Source organism: Stieleria varia, assembly GCF_038443385.1.
In the GTDB taxonomy this organism is placed as follows: Bacteria; Planctomycetota; Planctomycetia; order Pirellulales; family Pirellulaceae; genus Stieleria; species Stieleria varia.
Map to the genome: position 1 here is coordinate 4,783,571 of NZ_CP151726.1, position 23,052 is coordinate 4,806,622.

Annotated in this window: 19 protein-coding genes; 4 read left to right on the forward strand and 15 right to left on the reverse strand. The window is 55.7% G+C overall.

The features are described from left to right. Nucleotides 1–7: 7 nt before the first annotated feature. The 6 genes from Pla52nx_RS16130 to ndk form a co-directional block, all read right to left on the reverse strand. The gene (locus tag Pla52nx_RS16130; RefSeq protein WP_197454984.1) at nucleotides 8–1,237 is read right to left on the reverse strand and encodes a sensor histidine kinase; all 1,230 of its coding nucleotides are present in this window, start codon (nucleotides 1,235–1,237) and stop codon (nucleotides 8–10) included. An 83-nt stretch (nucleotides 1,238–1,320) separates the two neighbouring features. After that, nucleotides 1,321–3,246: a 6-phosphogluconolactonase gene (locus Pla52nx_RS16135; RefSeq protein ID WP_146522690.1), complete on the reverse strand. Its 1,926-nt coding sequence runs from the start codon at nucleotides 3,244–3,246 to the stop codon at nucleotides 1,321–1,323. Nucleotides 3,247–3,265: 19 nt separating this feature from the next. Further along, nucleotides 3,266–4,261 carry an ROK family protein gene (locus Pla52nx_RS16140; RefSeq protein WP_146522691.1) on the reverse strand — a complete coding sequence of 332 codons (996 nt, stop codon included), beginning with the start codon at nucleotides 4,259–4,261 and terminating at the stop codon, nucleotides 3,266–3,268. A 79-nt stretch (nucleotides 4,262–4,340) separates the two neighbouring features. After that, complete coding sequence (locus Pla52nx_RS16145; RefSeq protein WP_197454985.1) at nucleotides 4,341–6,131, reverse strand: GumC family protein; 1,791 nt, start codon at nucleotides 6,129–6,131, stop codon at nucleotides 4,341–4,343. A 388-nt stretch (nucleotides 6,132–6,519) separates the two neighbouring features. Beyond that, nucleotides 6,520–6,942, reverse strand: coding sequence for a hypothetical protein (locus Pla52nx_RS16150; RefSeq protein WP_146522693.1), 423 nt, complete (start codon nucleotides 6,940–6,942; stop codon nucleotides 6,520–6,522). Between the two features lie 365 nt (nucleotides 6,943–7,307). Beyond that, nucleotides 7,308–7,766 carry a nucleoside-diphosphate kinase gene (ndk, locus tag Pla52nx_RS16155; RefSeq protein ID WP_146522810.1) on the reverse strand — a complete coding sequence of 153 codons (459 nt, stop codon included), beginning with the start codon at nucleotides 7,764–7,766 and terminating at the stop codon, nucleotides 7,308–7,310. 242 nt (nucleotides 7,767–8,008) lie between these two features. Between ndk and Pla52nx_RS16160 the strand changes: the two genes are divergently transcribed. Beyond that, entirely contained in the window at nucleotides 8,009–8,767 is a 759-nt protein-coding gene (locus tag Pla52nx_RS16160) for a hypothetical protein (protein ID WP_197454986.1), read from the forward strand. A gap of 12 nt (nucleotides 8,768–8,779) precedes the next feature. Here Pla52nx_RS16160 and lexA read toward each other — a convergent pair whose 3' ends face one another. From lexA to Pla52nx_RS16175, 3 genes are all read right to left on the reverse strand, one after another. After that, on the reverse strand, nucleotides 8,780–9,385 hold the full coding sequence (gene lexA / locus Pla52nx_RS16165) for a transcriptional repressor LexA (RefSeq protein ID WP_146522694.1): 606 nt from the start codon (nucleotides 9,383–9,385) through the stop codon (nucleotides 8,780–8,782). A 333-nt stretch (nucleotides 9,386–9,718) separates the two neighbouring features. Next, nucleotides 9,719–9,922 carry a hypothetical protein gene (locus Pla52nx_RS16170; protein ID WP_146522695.1) on the reverse strand — a complete coding sequence of 68 codons (204 nt, stop codon included), beginning with the start codon at nucleotides 9,920–9,922 and terminating at the stop codon, nucleotides 9,719–9,721. A 234-nt stretch (nucleotides 9,923–10,156) separates the two neighbouring features. Further along, a complete protein-coding gene (locus Pla52nx_RS16175; protein ID WP_146522696.1) occupies nucleotides 10,157–10,345 on the reverse strand; it encodes a hypothetical protein in 189 nt (62 codons plus the stop codon). Nucleotides 10,346–10,359: 14 nt separating this feature from the next. Here Pla52nx_RS16175 and Pla52nx_RS16180 point away from each other — a divergent pair, with 14 nt between their 5' ends. Then, the gene (locus tag Pla52nx_RS16180) at nucleotides 10,360–12,195 is read left to right on the forward strand and encodes a DnaA ATPase domain-containing protein (protein ID WP_146522697.1); all 1,836 of its coding nucleotides are present in this window, start codon (nucleotides 10,360–10,362) and stop codon (nucleotides 12,193–12,195) included. Nucleotides 12,196–12,337: 142 nt separating this feature from the next. Beyond that, entirely contained in the window at nucleotides 12,338–13,786 is a 1,449-nt protein-coding gene (gene dnaB, locus Pla52nx_RS16185) for a replicative DNA helicase (RefSeq protein WP_390620412.1), read from the forward strand. A 320-nt stretch (nucleotides 13,787–14,106) separates the two neighbouring features. Here dnaB and tsaD read toward each other — a convergent pair whose 3' ends face one another. The 3 genes from tsaD to Pla52nx_RS16200 are packed head-to-tail and all read right to left on the reverse strand — an operon-like array spanning nucleotide 14,107 to nucleotide 19,111. Then, nucleotides 14,107–15,129: a tRNA (adenosine(37)-N6)-threonylcarbamoyltransferase complex transferase subunit TsaD gene (gene tsaD, locus Pla52nx_RS16190; RefSeq protein WP_146522699.1), complete on the reverse strand. Its 1,023-nt coding sequence runs from the start codon at nucleotides 15,127–15,129 to the stop codon at nucleotides 14,107–14,109. Next, nucleotides 15,126–17,714, reverse strand: a complete 2,589-nt coding sequence (locus tag Pla52nx_RS16195; protein ID WP_146522700.1) for a tetratricopeptide repeat protein — start codon at nucleotides 17,712–17,714, stop codon at nucleotides 15,126–15,128. The genes tsaD and Pla52nx_RS16195 overlap by 4 nt, the downstream gene beginning before the upstream one ends. Continuing rightward, nucleotides 17,711–19,111 carry a tetratricopeptide repeat protein gene (locus Pla52nx_RS16200; protein ID WP_146522701.1) on the reverse strand — a complete coding sequence of 467 codons (1,401 nt, stop codon included), beginning with the start codon at nucleotides 19,109–19,111 and terminating at the stop codon, nucleotides 17,711–17,713. The genes Pla52nx_RS16195 and Pla52nx_RS16200 overlap by 4 nt, the downstream gene beginning before the upstream one ends. Nucleotides 19,112–19,312: 201 nt before the next feature. On the opposite strand from Pla52nx_RS16200, the gene Pla52nx_RS16205 reads away from it, so the two are divergent. Next, nucleotides 19,313–20,833: a carboxypeptidase M32 gene (locus tag Pla52nx_RS16205; protein ID WP_146522702.1), complete on the forward strand. Its 1,521-nt coding sequence runs from the start codon at nucleotides 19,313–19,315 to the stop codon at nucleotides 20,831–20,833. A 31-nt stretch (nucleotides 20,834–20,864) separates the two neighbouring features. Here Pla52nx_RS16205 and Pla52nx_RS16210 read toward each other — a convergent pair whose 3' ends face one another. The 3 genes from Pla52nx_RS16210 to Pla52nx_RS16220 all read right to left on the reverse strand — a co-directional run bounded on the left by Pla52nx_RS16210 (nucleotide 20,865) and on the right by Pla52nx_RS16220 (nucleotide 22,704). Then, entirely contained in the window at nucleotides 20,865–21,824 is a 960-nt protein-coding gene (locus Pla52nx_RS16210) for a response regulator (protein WP_146522703.1), read from the reverse strand. Between the two features lie 119 nt (nucleotides 21,825–21,943). Next, nucleotides 21,944–22,186, reverse strand: a complete 243-nt coding sequence (locus Pla52nx_RS16215) for a BON domain-containing protein (protein WP_146522704.1) — start codon at nucleotides 22,184–22,186, stop codon at nucleotides 21,944–21,946. 98 nt (nucleotides 22,187–22,284) lie between these two features. After that, nucleotides 22,285–22,704 carry a hypothetical protein gene (locus Pla52nx_RS16220; RefSeq protein ID WP_146522705.1) on the reverse strand — a complete coding sequence of 140 codons (420 nt, stop codon included), beginning with the start codon at nucleotides 22,702–22,704 and terminating at the stop codon, nucleotides 22,285–22,287. Nucleotides 22,705–23,052 lie beyond the last annotated feature (348 nt).

Consider the following 23,052-nt stretch of genomic DNA (forward strand, 5'->3'; position numbering starts at 1 on the left):
GTGTTCATCACGTGTTGAGTGGCAAGCGAATGTTCACTTCGGTTCCTGATCCAGGACTGCTTTGGATCGTGATGGTACCGCCGTGGTCACGGACGATCCCATAACTGACTGCCATTCCCAGTCCTGTTCCTGTACCAACTGGTTTTGTCGTAAAGAATGGTTCAAAAACTCGATCGAGAGTTTCGCGATCCATTCCTTCTCCGTGGTCGTTGACACGCAAGCTGGCAAACTCGCCGTCTTCCTCCAGGATAACGTCAATGACCGCGCCGTGCGCACTTGCCTGGACGGCATTGAGCAGTGTGTTGAAAATCACCTGCTGGATTTTGTCGCCATGACAGGCGATGGACAGAGGTTGATCCCGCGAAAAATGAATCGAAACATCTTTTTCAGCGAGTAAATTGCTGAGCATGTCGGCGGCATTGCGTGCCGATTGCGAGAGATCCAAGGTTCCGTAGGCTGCCTGGTCCAAACGAGCAAAGTCTCGCAGATTGCTGATGATGTCTCGAACCCGCGTCAAGCCTTGACTTGATGACGCCAAGAGTTTGGGCAAATACTCCTGCAACCACTGACAATCACATTCTTGCTCCAACTCGTCGATTTCTTGGACCAGTTTCTCAGGGGCGTTGTCGAGGTAGGGTCGCGTCTCCCGGTATTTGTTGACCAAATCCATCAGTCCGGTCAAATCGCGTTTCATTACGGCCAAGTTATTCGTGACAAACGCGATCGGATTGTTGATCTCGTGTGCCATGCCGGCAGCAAGTTGTCCCAAGCTCGCCAGTTTTTCGCTTTGCACCAACGCGGCTTGAGTTTCTCTGAGTTGGCGGTTTTGTTCAGCCAATTCAAATTGCAGTCGAATGATTCGCTCGCCCTCACGCAATCGAACCCGCAGTTCTTCGCCGTCGCAGGGTTTGACGAGAAAATCATCCGCGCCGGCTTCCATCGCATGAACGAGATCTTCTGTTTCGGACTTGGCCGTCAACAGAATCGAGTAGCAATAAGGACCCGATGGCGTCGCACGAATGCGTCGGATCAATTCCAAACCATCGACCTCGGGCATGATCCAATCCGTCAGCACCATCGAGATGGGTTCAGCTTGAAAGGCCGCCCAGGCCTGTTCTCCGTTGACGGCTTCGATCACGTCGTATCCCCAATTGCGAAGATGAGTGACCAAGAGACGCCGCATCAGGTCACTGTCTTCCGCAACGAGCACCTTCATCCCGTCGATGGCATTCTGCATAACATGATATCCCTGCGTCGTGACATCGGGCCAAACGAAGTGCCATTGGGGCGTGAATGATCATTTATACTCGATCAGCAGACCTAGATCTCCAGTCCCGAGTTTCCGTCCCATTTGACGAACCCTTCGATGGCTTCGTACTCCGCCAATCCGAGCTGATCGTAGCGTTGGGCGGTTTCGCGGTTTCGGGACTCGGCGCGTTGCCAGAATTCACGTAAATCGGTGCCGGGGAACAAGGCACGGTCCTTTTGTGACTCGTGCTTAAAGATCGCCACGCGTTTGCGGTCGACTTCGCGAGGGCTGAGCGGAACCGCCATTTCGATCTGCTCGATGGGCCATTCCTGCCACGCACCGCGATACAGCCAGACGATGCAATCTTGATACCAAGGGTCATCGGAGCACCGCACACAGGCTTGCAAGATGGCGCTCAAACACGTCCGGTGAGTGCCGTGCGGATCGGACAAATCGCCGGCAGCATAAATCTGATGCGGTTGAATCTCGCGTAACAAGTCGACCGTGATCTGGTAATCCTCTTCGCCCAACGGTTGTTTTTGAACACGACCGGTTTGATAGAACGGCAAGTTGAGGAAATGCAGTTTGTCGTCATCGACGCCACAGCATCTCGCCCCCTCGCGGGCTTCACCACGCCGGATCAGTGCTTTGATCCGCTGAACTTGATCGCTGTCGATTTGTCCCGAGCGTTTGTTTCGTAAGAACTCATCGACGTGTCTCTCAATGTCGTCCATGCCCGACGCTTGAATTCCAAATTCACGGCAAAAGTCCGCTGCAAACTCGGCAAACCGCATCGCGTCACTGTCAAAGACGGCGATGTTGCCCGATGTCTGGTAGGCGATATGAACCTGATGACCTTGATCCACCAATCGAATCAATGTGCCGCCCATCGAGATGACATCATCGTCCGGGTGCGGTGAAAAGACGACGACGCGTTTGGGAAAGATATCGTCACGGTGTCCTGGACGATCGCCCGCCTGTTTGATCCGATCCGGCTTGCCTCCGGGCCAACCCGTGATGGTGGCTTGCAAGTGACGAAACACGCTGAGATTGATTCCGTAGGAATCGCCATGACTTGCCAGTAAGTCCTGCAATCCGGCTTCGTTGTAATCCTGGTCGGTCAGTTTCAAGATTGCTTTGCCGTTGGCGGTGGCCAAACCGATCACGGCACGACGCGTCGTTTCGGCGTCCCACTCGGTTTCGCCCAACAGCCAAGGACTTTGGCGTCTGGTCAACAGGCTCGCTGCGGCTTCGTCCAACCACACCGTCGCGCCGACATGCCCCTGCAAGAACGACGCGGGGACTCCAGCCATCGATGGATCCTCCACCGTGCGAACGATGATCGGTGCCTTGCCCTCACCGAACGCCAACAAAAAGATGCGCCGAGCATCCAGGATGGTGCCAACACCCATCGTGATCGCATGTCGTGGTACGTTTTCGGCGCCAAAGAAATCACTGGCGGCGTCCATCCGCGTGAAGCGATCAAGTGTGATCATCCGCGTGCGACTGTTACGGTCGGAACCCGGTTCGTTACAGGCAATGTGACCGGTCTTGCTGACGCCCAGGAGCTGAATGTCGATGCCACCGGCGTCGACGATTCGCTGTTCATAGTCGATACAAAACTGCTTGACGTCCTCTCTGGCAATGGAACCGTCAGGGACATGAACATTGGCGGGAGCAATATCGACCAGATCGGTCAGGCTGTCACGCAGGATCCTGGCGTAGCTTTGTAGCTCCTGCGGGTTCATCGGATAGAACTCGTCCAATGCGAACACGGTCACGCCGGCAAAGGACAGGGATTCCTCTCGGTGCATCCGAACGAGTTCCTGATAGACACCGATCGGCGACGAGCCGGTGGCTAGTCCCAAGACGCAGGGTTTGTTTTCGGAGGCGCGGGCTCGGATCAATTGCGCGATCTCGGCTGCGACGGCAGCACTGGCATCGGAGGCGCGGGCAAAGATCTTGACGGGGATACGTTCGACCGAATTTGGATCCATCACAAACTGTTCCTGTGAATCAACGTGCCGAGCGGGAAGAACGGTGGCGAGCAATCATGCCGGCGCCGCACACGCCAGCGTCGTTACCCAGCGACGCGAACTGAATGTCCATGTTACCACCGACCTGAACCAACGTCGTTCGTTTGACACTTTCACGCACCGCGTCCAAGAACATGCGTCCTGTCGCCGTTGCTTCGCCGCCAAAGGTCATCGCGCCACCCAGAATCACGACTTCTGGATTGCAAACTTGCCCCAGCATACCAATCGCTTTGCCGACATGACACGCCGTCTCCATCATCACATCGACGCAAACTTGGCATCCTTTCTCGGCATGCGTGGCGATGTCCCGTGTGGTCACGTCCGGTGAGAGTAGCTCTGGGGAGATTGACTCCACCGGCAAGGCACGTAGGCGGCGTTGCAGGTTGGACAGAACCGCTGGTGCACCCGCGTAAGATTCCAAATGCCCGCGACTGCCACAGGTGCAAGGGATCGCGGTGTCGGAAAAATCGATCGTGATGTGACCCAGCTCGCCGGCACAACCGTGATCGCCGCCATGGGGGCGTCCCGATAGGACCAGACCGCCGCCGATGCCAGTTCCCAGGGTCAATAGCGCCAAGGAGCCATCGCCGAGAGACCGAATCACATGCTCGGCATAAGCCGCCGCATTGGCGTCATTGATCAGTTGTGTTGGCAGCTTGGTGATCGCAGCCAGATGCTTGATCAACGAAACCCCCAACCATCCCGGCAAGTTGACGACTTCACGTAGCACGCCGGCGCGTGTGTCCAAGACGCCTGGGACGGCAACCCCGACGCCACGTAGCATGTCGGCGGGCAACTCATGGTTGAGCAGCGTTTCGTTGGCGTATCGGATCGCGTATTCGAATACCGCGTCGGGGCAGCCGAGCGGTCGCGTCGGGGTCTGGTGTTTGAAATGAACGTTTCCACGATCATCGACCAAACCCAATTTGATGTCGGTACCGCCAACATCGATGCCAAGAAAGAAATCAGAGTTCATCAATGCGATTGGTCGTTGCGTCTGCTCCGCCAAAATGAAAAGTGCGGAGAGCTTGGGTGTGGGGGAATGGGACGAGGTCTCACCTGGGACGCTTGGACGTCGGCTCTAAGTCCGATTTGGGCTCCGCGACCGCGCCTTTATCGGCAAGTTCACCGGCCGAAAAATCAACGGTCGGCGGATCACCCGTAAGCGATTTTTGTCGTGTAAAGAATTCGCTGGTGTCCGACGAAATCGGACGTTGCCGGCGTATCGAGGAGGTGAGGACGGGGGAGTTTGAGTTTGTGGTTTGTGACGAAGTCAAATGTCCTGCCGGTTCCGGGGCGGTCGCATCGGTGGGGGAATGCAAGTGACCGGCCGTGGGCGAAGGCAAATCGTTGGACGCAAATGGATTGAAATCCTGATGCCACAAACCACGCACGGCGGCTTGGCACAAGGATACCATGGCGGCAAATCCCAGTCCCGCGATCAAATAGATCATTCGTTTGGGGCCGACCTTCTTTAGCTCCAGCGTGGCAGGCTGGGCAACCGAAACATCACTCAGCTTGAGTGCCGCCAGCGATTCGAGTTGTCGTGCGTTGGCCAATCTGCCAGCGGTTTCCAAATAAGTCGACTCGGCGACGCTGGCGTCCCAAGTCAACTGAACCAATTCGACGCCGATCTGGTTGAGCTGAGTCAGTTCTTTTTGCAAACGTTCGAATTGTCGCGTCAGTGCGTCACGCTTGGCCTGCAAACCGGCTTGTCTGGCAATCGCGGTGCGAAAGGCTAGGTCGAGGGACTGCAGCGTCGGGTTCAGGACTTCTCGCAACTGCGGTTCTTGCCCGATCTCGCTAGTTGCGGTTTCCTTGGCCGCGGCAAGTTGCGAATCAACCGCGACGCGTTTGGGGTGATCCGGTTTGTATTTCGACGCCAGCTCCTGAGCTTGCACCTCCAATTCGTACAAACGTTGACGCACCAAGTCGCCGCTTCGTTTGTACAGCCCGGTGATCTTCTCTGCTTCCACCGTCGCGGGCATGGAGCCGATTTCACTGGCCAGTTTGTCCAGTTCTGCGTCCACGGAGCTGAGTTCGCTCTCGACGTTGTTCATTTCCGACTGGACGCTACTGAGTTCACCACGCAACGCGCTCTTGGCGGAATCCAGCTCGATGATTCCGTTGTCCGATTTCAGCTTACGGACTTTCTCCTGCAAACGAGTCGCCACCTCATAAGCCTGTTTGGCTTCCGACTCAAAGAACTCTACTGTTCCGGCAGGTCCGTGAGCGGACTTGTGATAAGCGGGGTATTGCCGGACGAATGCGTCGACGATGTCGTGCGCCAAGAACGGAGAGTAACCGACCCATTCGACGGTGATCGTGTACGCGTTTTTCGCAGGATGGATATCCAGGTCGTTCTCAACCGCCACGCAGGCTTCCGCGACCTGCATCATGTCGCTCATCTGCGTCGCGGTGTAGCCGGCTTGCGGTTTCGGCGCGGACTTGGGAATCCATTGGCTGAGCCAAGCCTTCGTTTTCGCGATCGCACCGGCCGGTTCCAGAATGCGATCGGGACCAACGTCTTTCACGACGCGCTCGACCATTTCCTTGCTACGCAACAACTCGACAATCGAGTTCACTTGCGGGATCCGACTTTCTTGCAGCGATACCGTGGAACTCAAACCGGCAGTCGGGTCGATCGCCACTGAATCGGGGCCGAGCCGCACCAACAATTGTGCTTTGGAAACATAACGGTTGGGCAGCAACAAAACCGCAAAGAAAACAAGCACCGACAAAGCGATGAAAACTCGCACGGCGGCCCAGCGACGTTCCCAAGTCGCCCGAACAATATCGAACACGTTGAGTGTCGCGAATGCGTCGAGAGGAGAGGGGTTGGGCACAGCGGGGGTCAATGGTTGGAGGAATATTGGTGCAGCCCGCGTTTCTCCAGGCCGGATTGCATCAGAGCAGTTTACTGACGAAGGGCCGAGTTTTGTAGGTTTCCGGTAAGGTTTTCCCCCGAGTGCAGTGCCTTTGTTGCGTTTGTAGGGCCTGGATGGTCACTAGTGCATCGTCCAGTCTTAGAACGTGGGTTCGGTAGATGAGCCGTTTTGGCGTTAGCCACGGTTTTCGTGCCACAACCGTGGCTAACGCCAAAACGGCTCAGGGCCTATGACACCACCCAGCGTTTGGTAACACCACCATGCTAGGCGGGGACGCTCTCTATCGCGTGGCGGCTGATATGCGCAGACTGTTTTCGTGCCAATCCACGCAAGCCGTTTCGAAGCATCATTTGCTCGCGATCTGGCCGGATTCGACGAACGGGTTTTGACGGATCGCACCCAGCTTTTCCGGGCCCGACTGGCTCGTTTGACCGTAGCAGGTTCCGCAACTGCTGGTCGTTACGGTTCGTGGCGGCTGATAGAAATCAGTACGCAGACGACCGTTGTATCCACTCGGCGCGGAAACCATCGGTGGCGATGCAAAAGGGCTCATTCCGTACGGGCGAGCATAACGGGCGCCGTAATAGACCGGAGGGTTGAGCGCGAAATACGGAGGCGTCGGTGTGTTGTTGTTGAACTGCACACCGTAGGGCTGATAAAAGCCGAACGGAACGAACGGATAGCCACCGGGATGCTGGGCGGAGGCGGTGTCTGAAATACAAACGGCAGCAGCAAGTGCCACCACGGAAGCAACCAAAAGACGTTTCATGAAAGAACCTCGGGGGCACTGCGTGTTTGGGGGTGGTCACATTGCGTTTGGTCTAAGTCAAACGCGATGGCAAAATTCCCTCGTGTAAATCCCACGCTAGTCGCCGCCCGTAACGTTTCAACCTTATCAAATGCTGAAAACGGTTAAACGGGCGACGTTTTCAGGTCACGCCCCACGCAGAGGTCCATGCGATCGATTCAATCGCTACAAACCGGCCCGCGGTGAATCAAGTTGTGCGAGATGACAGAGAATCACGCCGCACGTTTTTAATTCACTATTTCTGTCCACCGCGTCTCACTTGGCACAAAGCGTCTGGTTTGTATTTGAGCGTATCGTGGTGTTCGTTTTCGACTCGGAAATGCGGATCACTCGTCACCGGCTCGCAAGAACGGGACCAGGACCGGCTGGTAATCACAGAATTCACTTTCATCAAAGTACAAAGCCAGCTCGCGTTGGGCGGCGTCTGGACCGTCACTGGCGTGAACCAAGTTCATTTGCCGGCTGCTGCTGAAATCGCCTCGGATCGTCCCCGCCGCTGCTTTCAATCCGCTGGTCGCTCCCAGCATGTCCCGGACGACCTGGATGACATCCAAACCGTCGATCGCCAGCGCCACAATGGGTGCCGAGGTGATAAAAGACTCCAGGCTCGGGTAAAATGGCTTTTCGACGTGCTCCGCGTAATGCTGTTTGGCAAGCTCTGGTGTGACCTGCAACATTTTCATCGCCACAATGTTTAATCCTTTGGCCTCAAACCGGGCGATCAATTCGCCGATCAAACGCCGTTGGACAGCATCAGGTTTCAACAAGACCAGCGTGCGTTGCATCGAATCCGACATCCTAAATATCTCCTGGGTTCTCAATTGGGGTTGGGGAGTAGAATTATCCGCACAAAACGGATCGGCGCACAGGCCTGTTGGCTCGGCGATCAGGACTGTGCTATTTTGCCGCGGAATTGGAGCGCCCTGATCACTCGCGATTGGGGCCGGTCTTGGCGTGAGACTAAATTCACGGCCCCTATTCACGGTCCATTGTTCAATTTTCCCTGCGCCGCACAGAGACGTCCCCGATGAACGCTGATAACACAACCGCTGAATCCACGCCCCAACCAGAACCGGTGGAGTCGAAGCCTGGGCAGAGCAAGAAAAAGCGAGTCCTGCTGATTCCCTACCCGAAGTTTGTATTCATGTACCCCACATTGATCATGGCCATCATCGGGGCAATCGTGCTTTATTTCGGCGGGTACCATTCGGTTGATCCATCGCAAACCACGCCCGTTGCAATCACGGGGCTGTTCTTGGCGATCCTGATGGCGAACATGTTCATCATCGTGTTCGACTTTCCGCGAGCCACTTCGCTGACACTGATCTTTGTCGTCAGCACCCTGGCGCTGGCCCTCTGGATGCTCGGTTTAACGCGTCCGGACATGCTGCCGTCGATCGAATCGATTATCCAACATGTCCGACCTGTCGCCAACGACACGTTCTTTATCTGTATCGCAACGGCCATGGGCCTGATGTACGCAGCCGTGTTCATCAGCGCTAAGTTCAACTATTGGGAACTTTCCAACAACGAACTGCTGCACCACCACGGAATGCTCAGTGACCTGAAACGCTATCCGGCACCCAATCTGCGAGTCGACAAAGAAATCAACGACGTGTTCGAGTTCATGCTGCTGGGGGCGGGGCGGTTGATTTTGCACCCCAGCACGGAAAAACGCTCCATCGTTCTGGACAATATCCTCTTCGTCGGTCGTCGCGAACGCGAATTGACTCACATGCTCGGTTCGATTCGCGTCAAGATCGGAGACGACTCAGATCGAAAGTGATCAAACGTCGATTCAAAGGACATTACGGACCACGCCGACGGCGATGCCAATGATCTTCGCCTCTTTAACATACAGAGGCTGCATCGCCTTGTTGGCCGGTTGTAGTCGTATCCGGTCTCCTTCCGGGAACCAAAACTTTAAGGTCGAATCGCCCGACGGCGTTTGAGCAACCACCATCTGACCCGGTTTCGCCGTGTCCTGCTTTTCAACGACCACAAAGTCTCCGTCTTTGATGTGGGCGTCGATCATCGAATCGCCGGAGACCTGTAAGATGAAGCGATCTGATTTGCAAAACATCTCGCTGAAATCCATTCTCGACGTCTGCTCGAACGCGAGCGACGTGGTTCCCGCGGCGACCTGACCGGCCATCGGCAAACTGTGTCCCGTCCGGTCGACACGCTCGGTCAACTCGATCGCTCGGGATTTGTTCGGACTGCGAACGATCAGCCCCTTCTTTTCCAACGCTCGCAGATGACACATCACTCCGTTGGGACTCTTGATCCCAAACTGTTCTCCAATTTCGCGGACGGTCGGACCATAGCCCCGGGTCAGAATCAATCCCCGAATCAGCTCGTACACCTCGCGCTGGCGTTCAGTGAGTTGCGGATTCGACATCATGCTGCCTTCTAGTAATAGATGAACTCTGTCGTCGCTGTGAGCACATAGTCTAACAGCTGGTAAACGCTTGTCCATGGCGGGGGGTGAAGTGACCGCCCTTCTTGACCTCCCGACCATGAGAGTGGGGAATCGGTTTTCTCCCAAAATGGGTGAAACCGACGCGTACACTCTGGACAACTGTTTATTCGCAAGCCCGTTACGCGAATAAAACTTTTTGTCGATTTGCATCCTTGGTCTCCTTCATTGAAGGAAGTTCGCGGGGCGATGCGACAACAAAGCCCTCATCAACGGCTCAAAAACCACAGATTCTGTTTTTGCGGTCCCCTGTCGAGCTCAGCCGAGACCTCGCGTCGGTTCTGCCTGGCGTCCTCGGTTCGTCTCTAAGTCATTGAACAGCATGGACTTGCGGTCGCTGGCAGGTCGTGGGTTGCGGCCGTTTACTTCGCTCGGTGAGAGCGGATCTGGAAATGAAAATACCGTGAATGATTGGAGAGCATTCTTGGTCAACAGGTTTTCCACCGCGGCACGACGGGGCATGTCAGAACTTTTTTAGTGCCGTTGGAATGGCCGATGGAGGCGATGTGACCGCTTTTTGTTACCTGAGCCGAACCACTGCAACCGCATTGTGGACAAGCTCAAGCAGATTCCACCGAACCGATTTGACTTGCGTGCTAGCAAACATAGAATCTGCCCACGATCGCAACGGAGGGCTTATTCGTCTCCGTCGCGGTTTGGATGATCGCGGGGAGGCATTAGTGTCGCCCAGCGGAGCTAGGTTGGCGAACGTGATGCCAACGCTTTGGCTGCCTCCACTTTTCGAGATCGTCTTTCCCCCAAACGCTTGCGGATTTCGTACCGATCGAAACGCATGATCTCATCGGTTTGCTCGTTGGAATGCTCCAACTGCAAACGCGTTGCGTCATCGTGCAGATCAACGATTCTTGCGGCGACCTTACGCACACACCGCGACATCCATGAAGGAGGATTGCGCTACCGGTATGGCTGCAACGCACGGCTGCAACGACGGCAAGGATGTCGTCGAACAATTCATGGAGGCGTTGAAGCAGCGTATCGGGGCAGACCGGTTCGACGTTTGGTTTCAAAACGTCGGGTTCGATTTTGCAGCGACGCAAGGCGGTATCGCCGAAGTGAACTTGATCGTTACGGTCAACGGTCAGTTCGCGCTCGATCGCATCTCCAAGAACTTTATGCCACAGTTGCGTGGTGCGGCCAGCCAAGCCGCTGGGATGACCGCTGGCGTTGTCTTGCAAGTCGCAACGGCTCGCCAAATCGAACTGCCGTTGGAAGATGCGGCGACTGAGCTGAATGGGCAAGAGGATGTTGGGTCATTACGGAGCGACTGCGAAACGGTTGCAAAGCTGGCACCCAGTGCCAACGGGAACAGTGCCAACGTTAGCAAACGTGAGAGCGCAGGTCACACGAACAACAGCTACAAGCGACAACAGCGTCGTGGCGTTGCGTCGCTCAAGTCCGTGTTGCTCGATGGTGTAAGCAATCGGCAACCAGAGCGCCCGGTGCGACGAGCCGTTGCGGCGCGAAGCACTGCTGATGGCGTGACGTTCGATCCCAACCAGCCCGCTTTGTTTCCAGAAATATCGGGCGTGACGAGTGGTTCGAGTCCGCTGTCCAATGGTGAGACGAAGCCTGCTCCCGTGGGCGACCCAAACGCTCAGGCACCCAGTGATTCCAACTCCGCGACATCGCCGACTTCACAGTCAAACTCGCAGCCGACCTCGCAGCCAACGACGCCACCACCGCGTTGGGAAACGTTCGTTCATGGCAAGTGCAACGAGCTGGCTTATACGGCTTGCCGAATGGTCTGCGAGTCACCATCGCTTGCCGCACCCTTGTTCTTGTGGGGACCTCCCGGAACCGGCAAATCACACTTGCTGCATTCGCTGGCCCATCAGTTGCGTCGCATCCATCGACTCCGCCGAGTGATCACGTTGTCCGCGGAAGCGTTCACGAACGACTTCATCGGATCGGTTCACAACAACGGATGCGGTTTGCCCGCGTTTCGCAGTCGCTACCGTGATGTTGACGCATTGTTGATCGACGACATCCAGTTCATGGGTGCCAAGAAAGCGACTTTGCGCGAGCTGCTGTACACCGTCGAGACGCTTGCCGAAGCGGGCCGGCCGATGATTTTTGCCGGCACCTACGCACCGGGCGACATGCCAGGACTCAGTGTCGAACTTGCCGGGCGAATGGCCGGTGGCTTGGTCTGTCAGATGCAGGGTTTGGATTTGCTGACGCGTCGAACGATGCTACAGAATCACGCGACACAGCACTGCCCGATTGCTTGGCCTACCGAAACGTTGGATCAAATTGCAATGTCCATCACCGGTGATGGGCGTGTCATCCACGGCATCGTCAATCTCATCTCGCTGTTGCAGCGGATGAACAACCGCATGCCGACGATGGACGAGATTCGCCAGTTCGGCGGGCATCTGATGCGGATGTCGGATCAGCCGGTCACGCTGTCGGCGATCGAGCGTGCGGTGGAGCGTGTGTTCCAGTTGCCGCCGGACTCGATGCAGACCGCCGCGCGAACAAAAACGGTGACCGAACCGCGAATGCTGGCTATGTACCTTTCCCGCGAAAAGACTTCCAGTGCCTTTGGCGAAATCGGACGTCACTACGGTGGGCGTAGTCACAGCACGGCGATTCTGGCGTCTTCTCGGGTCGGACAGTGGCTTGAGGACGGCAGATCCATCGGTAGAGGGGCCGCCGCAATCAGCGTCCAAGAGGCACTTCAGAAAGTCGAAACCCTGTTGCGATCCGGCTGAGCCGGATACAAAAGAGAACGGCGTCGTCGTCACGTCGTCCTAAACGCGAGCGTCGCACGTTTTTCGCCGTTTTGACGCAATTGCCGTCGCCGCCACCGATTCACCTCCATTTTCTCACCGTTTTCCAAGGACCGGAATCTTGATCGCAGACGACTCAGACCGCTACGACAACCGCCGCGGAAAAAAGAAACGCCCCGCCTCCGCCGCCGAGATTCTGTCTCGACAGCCTCCTTATGACTTAGAAGCAGAGATGGGGGTACTGGGTAGCATCTTGCTGTTGCCCGAAGTCTGTGACGACTTGGCGTCGCTCAAAGCGGATGACTTTTACGATGACGCAAACCGCATGATCTACGCTCAATTGCGAGACATGCATGACTCGGGTGAAAAGATCGACATCACTCTGCTCGTCTCGCGACTCAAAAAAGCAGACCATTATGAAAAGGCAGGTGGCGCGGCTTACCTCGCACGGCTTTCCAGCAGCGTCGCCAACGCCGCCCACGCGGTCTATTACGCCGGTATCGTCGGCGAAAAAGCCGTCTACAGAAATCTGATCACCGCCAGCACCGAGATCCTTCGCGACGCTTACGAACAGAATAGTGAAGCGCGTGAACTGTGCGCCCAAGCGGAACAGAAGGTGTTCTCGATCATGGACGGTCGCTCCACGCAATCGTTGCACACCATGAGCGATGTGCTGCACCAATCGATGGATCGAATGGAGGCCCGTCTGAGAGGCGAAGTCACAGATGGAACGGTCGAAACCGGTTTGGCAGATTTTGACACCATGACCGGCGGTCTGCACAACGGTGAGTTGATCATCTTGGCCGCGCGCCCGTCGATGGGCAAGACAGCCTTGGCGATGAACATCGGCGAACACGTGGCGATCGAAGTCCGTGAGCCGGTGTTGTTCGTGAGTTTGGAAATGTCCGGAATCGAACTTGCCGACCGGATGCTCTGCTCATTGGCACGTGTCAACGGTCACCGCATGCGAAACGGAACGATCAGCTCCGAAGACCAGACACGCTTGATCAGCAAAGCCAACGAGATCAGCCAAGCACCGCTGTACGTGGACGACTCTCCCAGTCGAACGGTCAGCGAAATCGCCGCGGCCGCCCGTCGTATCAAACGTCGCGAAGGCAACTTGGGGCTGATCGTGATCGACTACTTGCAACTGATCGAACCGGACAACTCACGCGATCCGCGACAAGAACAGGTGGCAAAGATCGCGCGACGTTTGAAAGGGATGGCGCGTGAACTGGAAACACCGATGCTCTGCCTGTCGCAATTGAATCGACAAGCAGAGGACAGCAAGGATCACCGTCCCAAACTCAGCCACTTGCGCGAATCAGGTGCAATCGAGCAAGATGCTGACGTGGTGATGTTTGTCCACCGCGAAGAGTACTACCACCGTGGCGAAGACCGTGCGCAGTACGCCGGCCAAGCGGAAATCATCATCGCGAAACAACGCAACGGTCCGGTCGGCGACGTACAACTGACCTGGGAAGCCGACTTCACCAAGTTCTCCAACCGGGCCCCCGAACGCCACAGCGAATTCGATGGCTACGCCGAATTCACCAGCCCCGGCGGTTTCTAGGGCAAAACATTGATCAACGCAGGTTTCCGGGCGTAGGGCTGGGCTGTTCAAAAATCGGGGTTGACATTGTTTTTTCAATCCATGTTTTTGTCCCATGCATCGCAATCAGAGTGAGCCTCAGACGCTAGCCGTGGGCCGGCACCACAATCCGCCTCAGGCCCACGGCTAGCACCTGAGGCTCACGGCTAGCGCCTCAGGCCCACGGCTAGCGCCTGAGGCTCACTGGGGGCCACCAGCTGCGCCGGGAGAGGTGACAGAAACTTGCGGAGCGCCACAGTGCCACATTCCCAACATTCTAGCTGTCCACGGATCACCCCGAATCAGAACCCACGCTGTAATCCGGCTGTGATGTCCAAATCGAGCGATGCAAACTCGCCTCGCTTGATTTTCTCTAGCGCGATCGCTCCCATCACCGCATTGTCGCTGCACAGGTCCATCGGTGCGATCACCAGTTGAAATCCGTCCGCATCCGCGGCCGTCTGTAACTGTTCTCGCAAGTACGGATTCGCCGCTACACCGCCACCGACAATCAATCGCGGAGTTTTGTAGGCCGCCACCGCTCGACGGCTTTTGGATACCAGCACGTCCACCACCGCGGCTTCAAAAGAGGCACATAGATCGGCCTTTTCTTGCTCCGTCAAACGGACCGCAGAAAAATCACTCTTACCCGGACCCACGATGCAATATCGAACGGCTGTCTTCAGGCCGCTGAAACTGAAGTTGTAGTGCTCGTCATGGATCATGGATCGCGGAAACGCATGGGCGCGACGGTCGCCAACGGCTGCGAGCTTTGACACTGCGGGACCACCGGGAAACCCAAGGTTCAGCATGGCCGCCACCTTGTCAAACGCTTCCCCCGCCGCATCGTCGATGGTGCCACCGAGATAGTCCAAATCCAACGCGGATTGACAGTGGTACAAGCTGGTATGGCCGCCGCTGACAACGAGGCCGATGCACGGATAGACCGTGCTGTCCGCTGCCAACTGGCATGCATAGAGGTGTGCATGCAGATGATTGATCGAAACGAGCGGAATGTCCCAAGCAACAGCAAGCGTTTTTGCGGCAACGACACCTACCAGCAACGAACCGGCTAAACCTGGTCGATCGGCGACTGCGATTGCCGTCAATGTATCCGGTCTCACGCCGGACTGACGCAGGGCAGTATCAATCACCGGCATGATTCGCTCCACGTGTGCTCGCGCCGCGACCTCGGGTACCACTCCCTGGAACTCCGCGTGCAATGCTTCCTGAGTCGCAATGCATTGCCCCAACACGGTGCCGTCGTCGGCGATCACTGCAGCAGCGGTTTCATCACATGTTGACTCGATGGTCAGAATGGTCACTTGGGCTCGTCCTCAGTCGCCGTATTCACCGCGAGCGGAAAACGCCATGGTTTGCCCGCTCGAAACTGTTCGAACGCTTCGCCGAGCCAAGATACAGCCGACACGCCCTGCTGCACACTCATCTGCTGCGATTGCTCCGCCGCCTTGATTGCTTCGGCAATCTCGCGATTCTCTGCATGAGCCAACGCCAAAGTCGCGAGCGCCAAAGGCGTGTTCTCGATCTGCTGTGCTTTTTCGGCCCAATGAAACGCTTTGGCTCCATTACGATCGCTGCTCACGGGTGACGCGGCCAAGTAAGCAGCGAGTGAAAGCATCGCGTCGAGCGATTCGGGATCCAGCTCAAGCGATTTTTCAAAGTCAGCGATAGCCAAAGTGTAGCGGCCTGCCCGACCATGCAACTTGCCTCGCAATACGTAGGTTCGAGCTCGTTGTCCGTCCCCCAGGATGGCGCCGTCGAAATCGACCAATGCCTCGTCGTCGCGTCCAAGTTGCGTCAACGCGTAGGCTCGAGCGTGTAGTAGCGATGCATCTTGAGGAGTCTCCTGCAGATTGTGGCTGTAGTCCACAATCGCATCTTCAAAGCGTCCGATGTTGAGGAAACTGTCCCCACGGTAATTTCGTGCGCTGCGATTGGCCTTTCCCAGACCGACCAAGACGCTGAACTCGTACGCCGCCTCTTGAAACTTGTCCTGACGAAACAGGGCCATCGCTAGGTTGTAAGTCGCATCGGCGTTGAGCGGGACAATCGACAACGCGACCTTTGCGTCAGACTCCGCGTCGGGGTAGCGATCGGAGTTCAATTTGACGAAGGATCGATTGACGTAGTGACGCCATTCATCTGGAGCCAATTCAATCGCCTTCGAATAAGCCTCGTCGGCCTCGACCATTTGGTCGGCGTCACTCAACATGTCCGCCAGCTCGCTCCAGCGAGTCGCATTGCGGGGATCAATCTCGGCGGCCTTTTTGAAATCACTTATCGCCAAGTCTGTGTTACCGATTTGCTTGTGGGTTGTTGCTCTCAAGAACCAAAACTCGGCCTCCCCATCGTCCAGCTCGATGGCACGATCCATATCGGTGATTGCTGCATCGAGCTGCCCCTGATCTCGTTTGACCCGACCGATGTTGGACCATGCCAACGCATCCTTGGGGTTCTCATCAGACAAAGCTTGAAAATCTGCCAGGGCTTCCGCGTACTGTTGATTCATGCGATAGGCGACACCACGGTTGTTTCGATAGGTGCGATTCTCTGGCACAATCCGAATAGCTTCGTTATACGACGGAATTGCATCCGCATATCGTCCTTGCGATTGCAGGATGGTCGCCAAGTTAAAATGTGCCAACGCGTCCTCGGAATTGAGTTCGATCGCGCTCTGCAACATATCAATCGCTTCGTCGTCACGTCCCAGCTTGTGCAAGGTGAACCCGAGGTTCGACCTCGTCAAGGAATCATTCGAATCCAACTCCAAACTTCGACGCAGCACCAGCTCCGCTTTCTCCGGCTGGTTCAGCTCCATCAACGAAGCACCCAGATCACAAAACGCTTTGCCGCTATTCGGGTCCAACTCCGTTGCTTGTTGGAAATCGCTCTGAGCCCGAGCAAAGTCTCCGAACTCAAAAAGCAATCGACCACGAGTCAGGTAGTTGACCGGATTAGCTGGATTGACCTCAACAGCGAGAGAGTAATCCTCCAAGGCAGCTTCAGTGTTTCCCACCAGTGAGTAGACCTGCCCTCGACTCCGGTATACATAGTCAACTTTTTTTGTCTTCAACACACGATCGTAGTCCTCCATCGCCTCCTCCAGCTTACCCTGCTTGAAGTACAACCTGGCACGATTGCTGTAAGCGACGACACTTTGGTCGATCTCGATTGCTTTGGAGTAATCCCTGATCGCGTCGTCCACCTTCTCACGCTTTGACTGAGCCAAGCCGCGATTGACGTACAACGCGGATGAATCAGGGCTGAGCTTCAAACCTGCGGTGCACACCTCAACCGCATCCTCGAACGATCCGGCATTGGTCAGCAACAGTCCGCGAAAAACGTATCCGTCGATGAAATTGGGATGCTTTTCCAAAAGGGTTTTGGTCAACTGCAACGCTTCATCGACGCGGTGCTGTTCCGAACGAAGCAGTGCTAGGCGATAAAGTACGTCGTCACTGTCTTCGTTAGACTCCTGCAACTGTTTCGCATAGTGCTCTGCAGCATCCTCATGATTCATCACAGCATTTGCCGGAACCCAGCGTCGGTTGCCGTACTCGTCCAGCACACGCAGCTCGTCGTCTCGTCGCTCGACGATATCAATCAGCAGCCCCGATGGCATCGCAGGTTCGCCGTCGGCGGCCGGTTGCTGCTTGATCAACATCCCGCGGAACGGAACGCTTTGTTCCGCCGCTTGATCCTCCTGCGCGATGGTGTGGCTGGCGGCGAGCCAAGCAAAGCAACAGAGAGCGATGCAGACGAACCGGACGCTCGGTCGACTGACTCGATGAAATCGTCGGATGTTGGCAAGCGGTTTTGTGGCAGGCATGTCAGGTTTCTTGGATTGATAGAAAACGGCTAGCAATTCACGAGCAAGATCTCGGGTCATTCAATTCTCGCGGGTTGTTTGTTTTGATAAAGCTCCAGCCTTGTACGAATGTCCGCCTGTTCTTCCTCGGATTCCGCCAACTCGATGGCTTTCTGTACCCATGTCACGGCATTGTCAAAGTCACCCAGTTCCGCGTGCGCCGCGGCAATGTTGTCCACCACCCACGCTTGCTTGCCCTCATACAGTTCATTTGCCTTGGTGGCCAACTCCAAGGCCAACCTACCGTCACGAACTGTTTCGTCAGGACATCCTGAGAGAAGCCACGATAGGTTCCCCAAGGCAATGGGATCGTCATCCGCCCCGGCTTTCAATGCTGCCAAGTAGTCAGCTTTGGCTTCAGTAAAACGTTTCAGACGTTGACGTGCATAGGCCCGCCAGACCAGTGCGAGTTCGTATTCCGGATCCAGCTTCAGAGCTTCCGTGTAGAACCCGTCGACTTTCTCGTACTCGTCCAAATACTCATAGCAAGTCGCCAAATTCGCGTACGTCCACTGATCGGGGGCCAGTTTGGATGCCGCCAAATAGTCGTCAATGGACGCTTGATACAGTTCCAGCTCCATATAGCAACCGCCGCGAGATTTCAACGATTCGGGCACATTGGTGTTCATGCCAATGAGGGCAGAGTAATCTCTGGCAGACATCAGCAACTCTTCGCTTGCTTGATAAATCTCCGCACGAATCTCGATGGAGTCTGTATCGAGCGGCAGTACGGCGAGTCGTTGATTGATGTCCGCGATCGCTTCGGCATACTGCTCTTGCTGCTGATAAGCGATTGCACGCTGACGGTGCGCGTTCGTGTTGTTTGGATTGATCTCAATCGCTCGTGTGTAATCTGCGATCGCTGCCGCGGGATCGTCCAATGCCAAATGCGTCTTGGCACGTTGAAAGAACGAAAACCATCGCTGGTCGTCCAACGCAACGGCTTTATCAAACAGCTTCAAGGCGTCATCGTGCTTTCCGAGAGATTGGTTGGACAGAGCCAAGTAAAGCCAGCCGTCAACTGATTGATCGTTGATCTCGATGGCACGCTGCAAATCCACGATGGCGTCCTTGTTCTTGTCTTGAAGCCATTTGGCCATGCCACGCCCCGCGTAGGCTTCAAAGCGGTTGTCATCCAGCTTGATCGCTTCATCAAATGCCGACTCGGACTCCGTGTACTGCTTGACTTCCATGAAGCACCTCGCCACTCCAACTTGTGCTTCGTACCCCAGCACGCCATCTTTAGCGGAGGCGTTGTACAGCGAATACGCCTTGGCGTATTGACCACTGTCAAACGCTGCGTCGGCTGCGGAAAGATCCGGCGACTGCGCATCATCGGCTCGGCTCATACTGGCCGACGAAAGCAGCAGGATCAAGGGAACAATCGCAAAGAGTGAGAGGGCAGAGACTCGGCTCATGGTCGTAACCACTGTTGGGTAGGAATCATTTCACCAATAAGATAGCACGCCCCTGTATACGTTGGTCAGACCACGTCGACACAAGAAAATCTTGGTCGATTTCAGGGATTTTGATTCAGGGTGGTGGTTCGTTGCTTGCGATTTTTGCAGACTTGTCGCTTCACGCACACCTGTACCTCCAACATTAGAACCCAGCCGTCCATGACTCTCCATCAATCTGTGTTCGAATCCGTTTGCCGCCAGGCCCGCGAAGCCGCCCTGCTGACCTCCATCGCCGACACGTTGGAGTGGGATGAGAGGACCGGAATGCCTCTGGCCGCAGGCGAATACCGCGCTGAACAAGTATCCATGATGCGTGCCTCGGCACATCGACTCAGGACGTCTGGGCAGTACGGCGAGCAACTGCAGCAGTTGTCAGATACCGCGAGTGATGAGTCCGTACACTCGGACACCGTGGCGACGGTGCGGGAATTGCACCGCGACTGGCAGCGAGATTGCAAGCTGCCGACCGAACTCGTCGAGCAAATCAGCCAAGCTACCGTTCGTGGGCAACAGTCTTGGGACGCGGCCCGAAAAGCGAACGACTTCGCCGCCTTTGCTCCAGCACTTTCGAAAATCATTGATCTGAAACGCGAAGCCGGACAGCGGATGGCCGAAGGTACCGGGCGCAGTGCCTACGAAGCGTTGATGGATGAGTACGAGCCCGACGCACGCGTCGAATCCCTGACGCAGACCTTTGACGATTTGCGAACTTCATTGACCAAGTTGATCCACTCCATACGCAACGCACCACGGCAGCCGAATGTCGACATCCTGAAACGCGATTTCTGCGTGGACGCCCAGCGTCAGTTTAGCCGTCGAGTGGCTGCCGCCGTCGGCTTTGATTTTGCCCGCGGTCGACTCGACGAGACCTCACACCCCTTTTGCACGACACTTGGTCCCAATGACTGCCGAATTCTGACGCGTTATCAACGAAACTGGTTGCCGGCTGGACTTTTTGGGACGCTGCACGAAGCCGGTCACGGGATGTACGAGCAAGGTTTACGGACCGAATGGTTCGGTTTGCCACCGGGGCGATACGTGTCACTTGGCATTCACGAGTCGCAATCGCGTTTGTGGGAAAACCAAGTCGGCCGAAGCTTGCCGTTTTGGCGTTGGCTCTATGCAGAGACACAATCCACGTTCTCACCCCAACTCGACGACATCGAGCTTGATACGTTTCACTTCGCGATCAACCAAGTTCAGCCGAGTTTGATACGAGTGGAAGCCGACGAGGCGACGTACAACTTGCACATTCTGATTCGCTTTGAATTGGAACGACGATTGATCGAAGGGACGTTGTCTGTGAACGAGTTGCCTGATGAATGGAATTCACAGTATCAAAGCTGCCTGGGGATCCACAGCGAAACAGACGCCGATGGTGTCTTGCAAGACGTGCACTGGAGTGCAGGATTGTTCGGTTATTTTCCGACCTACACGCTTGGGAATCTGGCAGCGGCACAACTGTTTGACGCTGCCAAGAAACAGCTGGGCGATGTCGATGGCCTGTTTCAGCGAGGTGAGTTTCAGCCTCTGCTAGAATGGCTGCGCCAAAATGTGCATCGTCACGGCGCCTGTTACACCGGCGAACAATTGGTGCAGAACGCGACAGGCGAGCCACTGAGTGCTGACCACCTGATCCGCGACTTGACCGACAAACTGCAGCCGCTCTACGGTTTTTGAGTTTCGACGGATAACGTTGGCATAAGCACCATCAAAACGCTCCGTCGGGGCAACGTCGTTTGATCATCGTGATTTCGTTGCCCGACTCGTTCCAGCGGACTTCATCCATGAACGTGCGAATCAACACGAGTCCTTGACCGCTGTCGTTGTCGAGTGTTGCCGAGTCGTTCATCTCGCGGATGCAGGACTTGTCAAAACCAGCGCCGTCATCGCGAACCACAAAAACGCCTTCTTCGGGCGTCAACTGCACTTTCACGCGGATCCGACGATCACAAAATGGTGATTCTGTACTCCGCCACTCGATCAGCGACGGCTCACCAGCAACGATCAATTCTTCGGCCTCAAGTTGTTCTTTGGTCAATTCTAAATTGCCGTGGCAAAGCGCGTTTGACAGGGCATGTTCCAACGCCATGCCAACCCGCACTCGTCCGATCTCGTCACACAGGCCCACTCCTGCGACCATCCGTTGAATCAAGTCGACCAGTGACGTCACCAACTCCGCTTTGTTCTCTAAGACGAAGCGGAATTCGTTGTACTCAAGAGATCGGATCAGCTCCGAATAGCTTTCGCTCGCATTCGTCAAAGCCAGGACTTGACGGACTGTCGCAAGCAACTTTTCGCCCAGTTGCGATTTTGGCAAATAGGCCGCTGCGCCGCGTTCCAAGGCCTCCATTGCCAGCTCGTCGCTCCCCGTTGCCGTGATCAGAACCACGGGAATGTCGGTCAAGTTGTCATGGAGTGCCGAGACCAGTTCCAGCCCATTCATGACGGGCATCTGAACATCGGAAAGAATCAGATCCGGTTGAAAAGCCGAGATCATCTCAATCGCCGCTTCACCGTTTCCCGCCGTTGCGACTTCGTAGAGATCCTCGTTCAATTGGGCCGCAATTCGAATCGCCTGCGTGGGACTGTCTTCGACCAACAGAATTCGCGTCATGATGAAATCCAATTGAATGACCAAGTCCACGATCCCGCTAATCGTGCGACACACCTCATTCTACTGGATTCAACATGCCTCGTGGGGAATCGAAGCAAGTACGCTCAAGCGACTTTCTCGCAACGCAAGCAAGGTTTGGGAATCCCGTGCCAATCGCAGTGATGTAAAATCGACTACTCGACCTTCTTTTTTACTTCCAAACGTATTTGATCGACCACACGTCCGATTCCCTGAACCGCTGACACGCAACGTAGGATCGGCTTGCGTTCAAACTCGTTTTTGATGCTGCCTGTCAGCGTCACATCCCCTCCACGAACACTCGCGTCAATTCGATTGGAGCCGGCGCATTTTTGCGCTAGCTTGCGAATTACATTGACTTGTAACGTCTTGTCGGGAACTTTGTTTCCAAAACTCATGCTTCACTCCTGGTTGGGGAACTTTACTGCAGCGGATTCCAACGGATCGGCTTGCAATGAATTGGGTGTCTCTTCGCGGAATCAGAACATCCCTCGCTTCAGTGCTTCGCTGCACCGGACGAAATGGCTTCAACCCGGTACGCCCGCGAGGGTTCGCACCAGATCAAACGATGGGAGAGCGTGACGTGGTCGGATCGTTTCTCTAACGCGGTTAGAACGGCACTCATCGTTGCCGCTCGAAGTGGTGTTTCGCTCTGATCGACTGGGTCAATCACAATCAGACGAACCACGTTTCCCGGCAAAGCCAACTGATCCTGCAGAAAGCACTTCACCAGCGGATATGGCGTCAACTCTTCTTTCGTGTGAGAGCAGTACGCGTCGTACGGTTGTTTGTCGGTGAATCCATATACGGCGACGCATTCGCCGGATGGATGAATGGGCAGCAGGCTGGGGCCGATACGCTGATGATCTTCATCCAGTAGGACGTAATTGGGGGTCTCCACAGACAACGTGTTCATTGGGTTCTTTCACATACTCGGGATCATCATGCCAAACGTCAGATCGTTCTTCTGTGAGCGTCGCCATTACAAGCGTTGACGGACATCACTCAGAAAATTCAACCCAGATCACATGACAGAATGATGAGGGGGGGCTCGCCGTGTTTCGTTTTGCCACGACGAACGTCAGCCAGATGCCGACGATCGGTACCCTGTCGCGTCAATGCCCAGTCGTTGCTGGACACCTGCTGCATGGCTTGTCGTAAAAACGAGTAAAGTGACAAGCCGAAAAGAGTTCGAAACCTGAGGCTACGCCCGCAGGCCAAGTGTCAGCCCGGAAAGGCTGGCCTATTGCTGAGATCGTCTTGG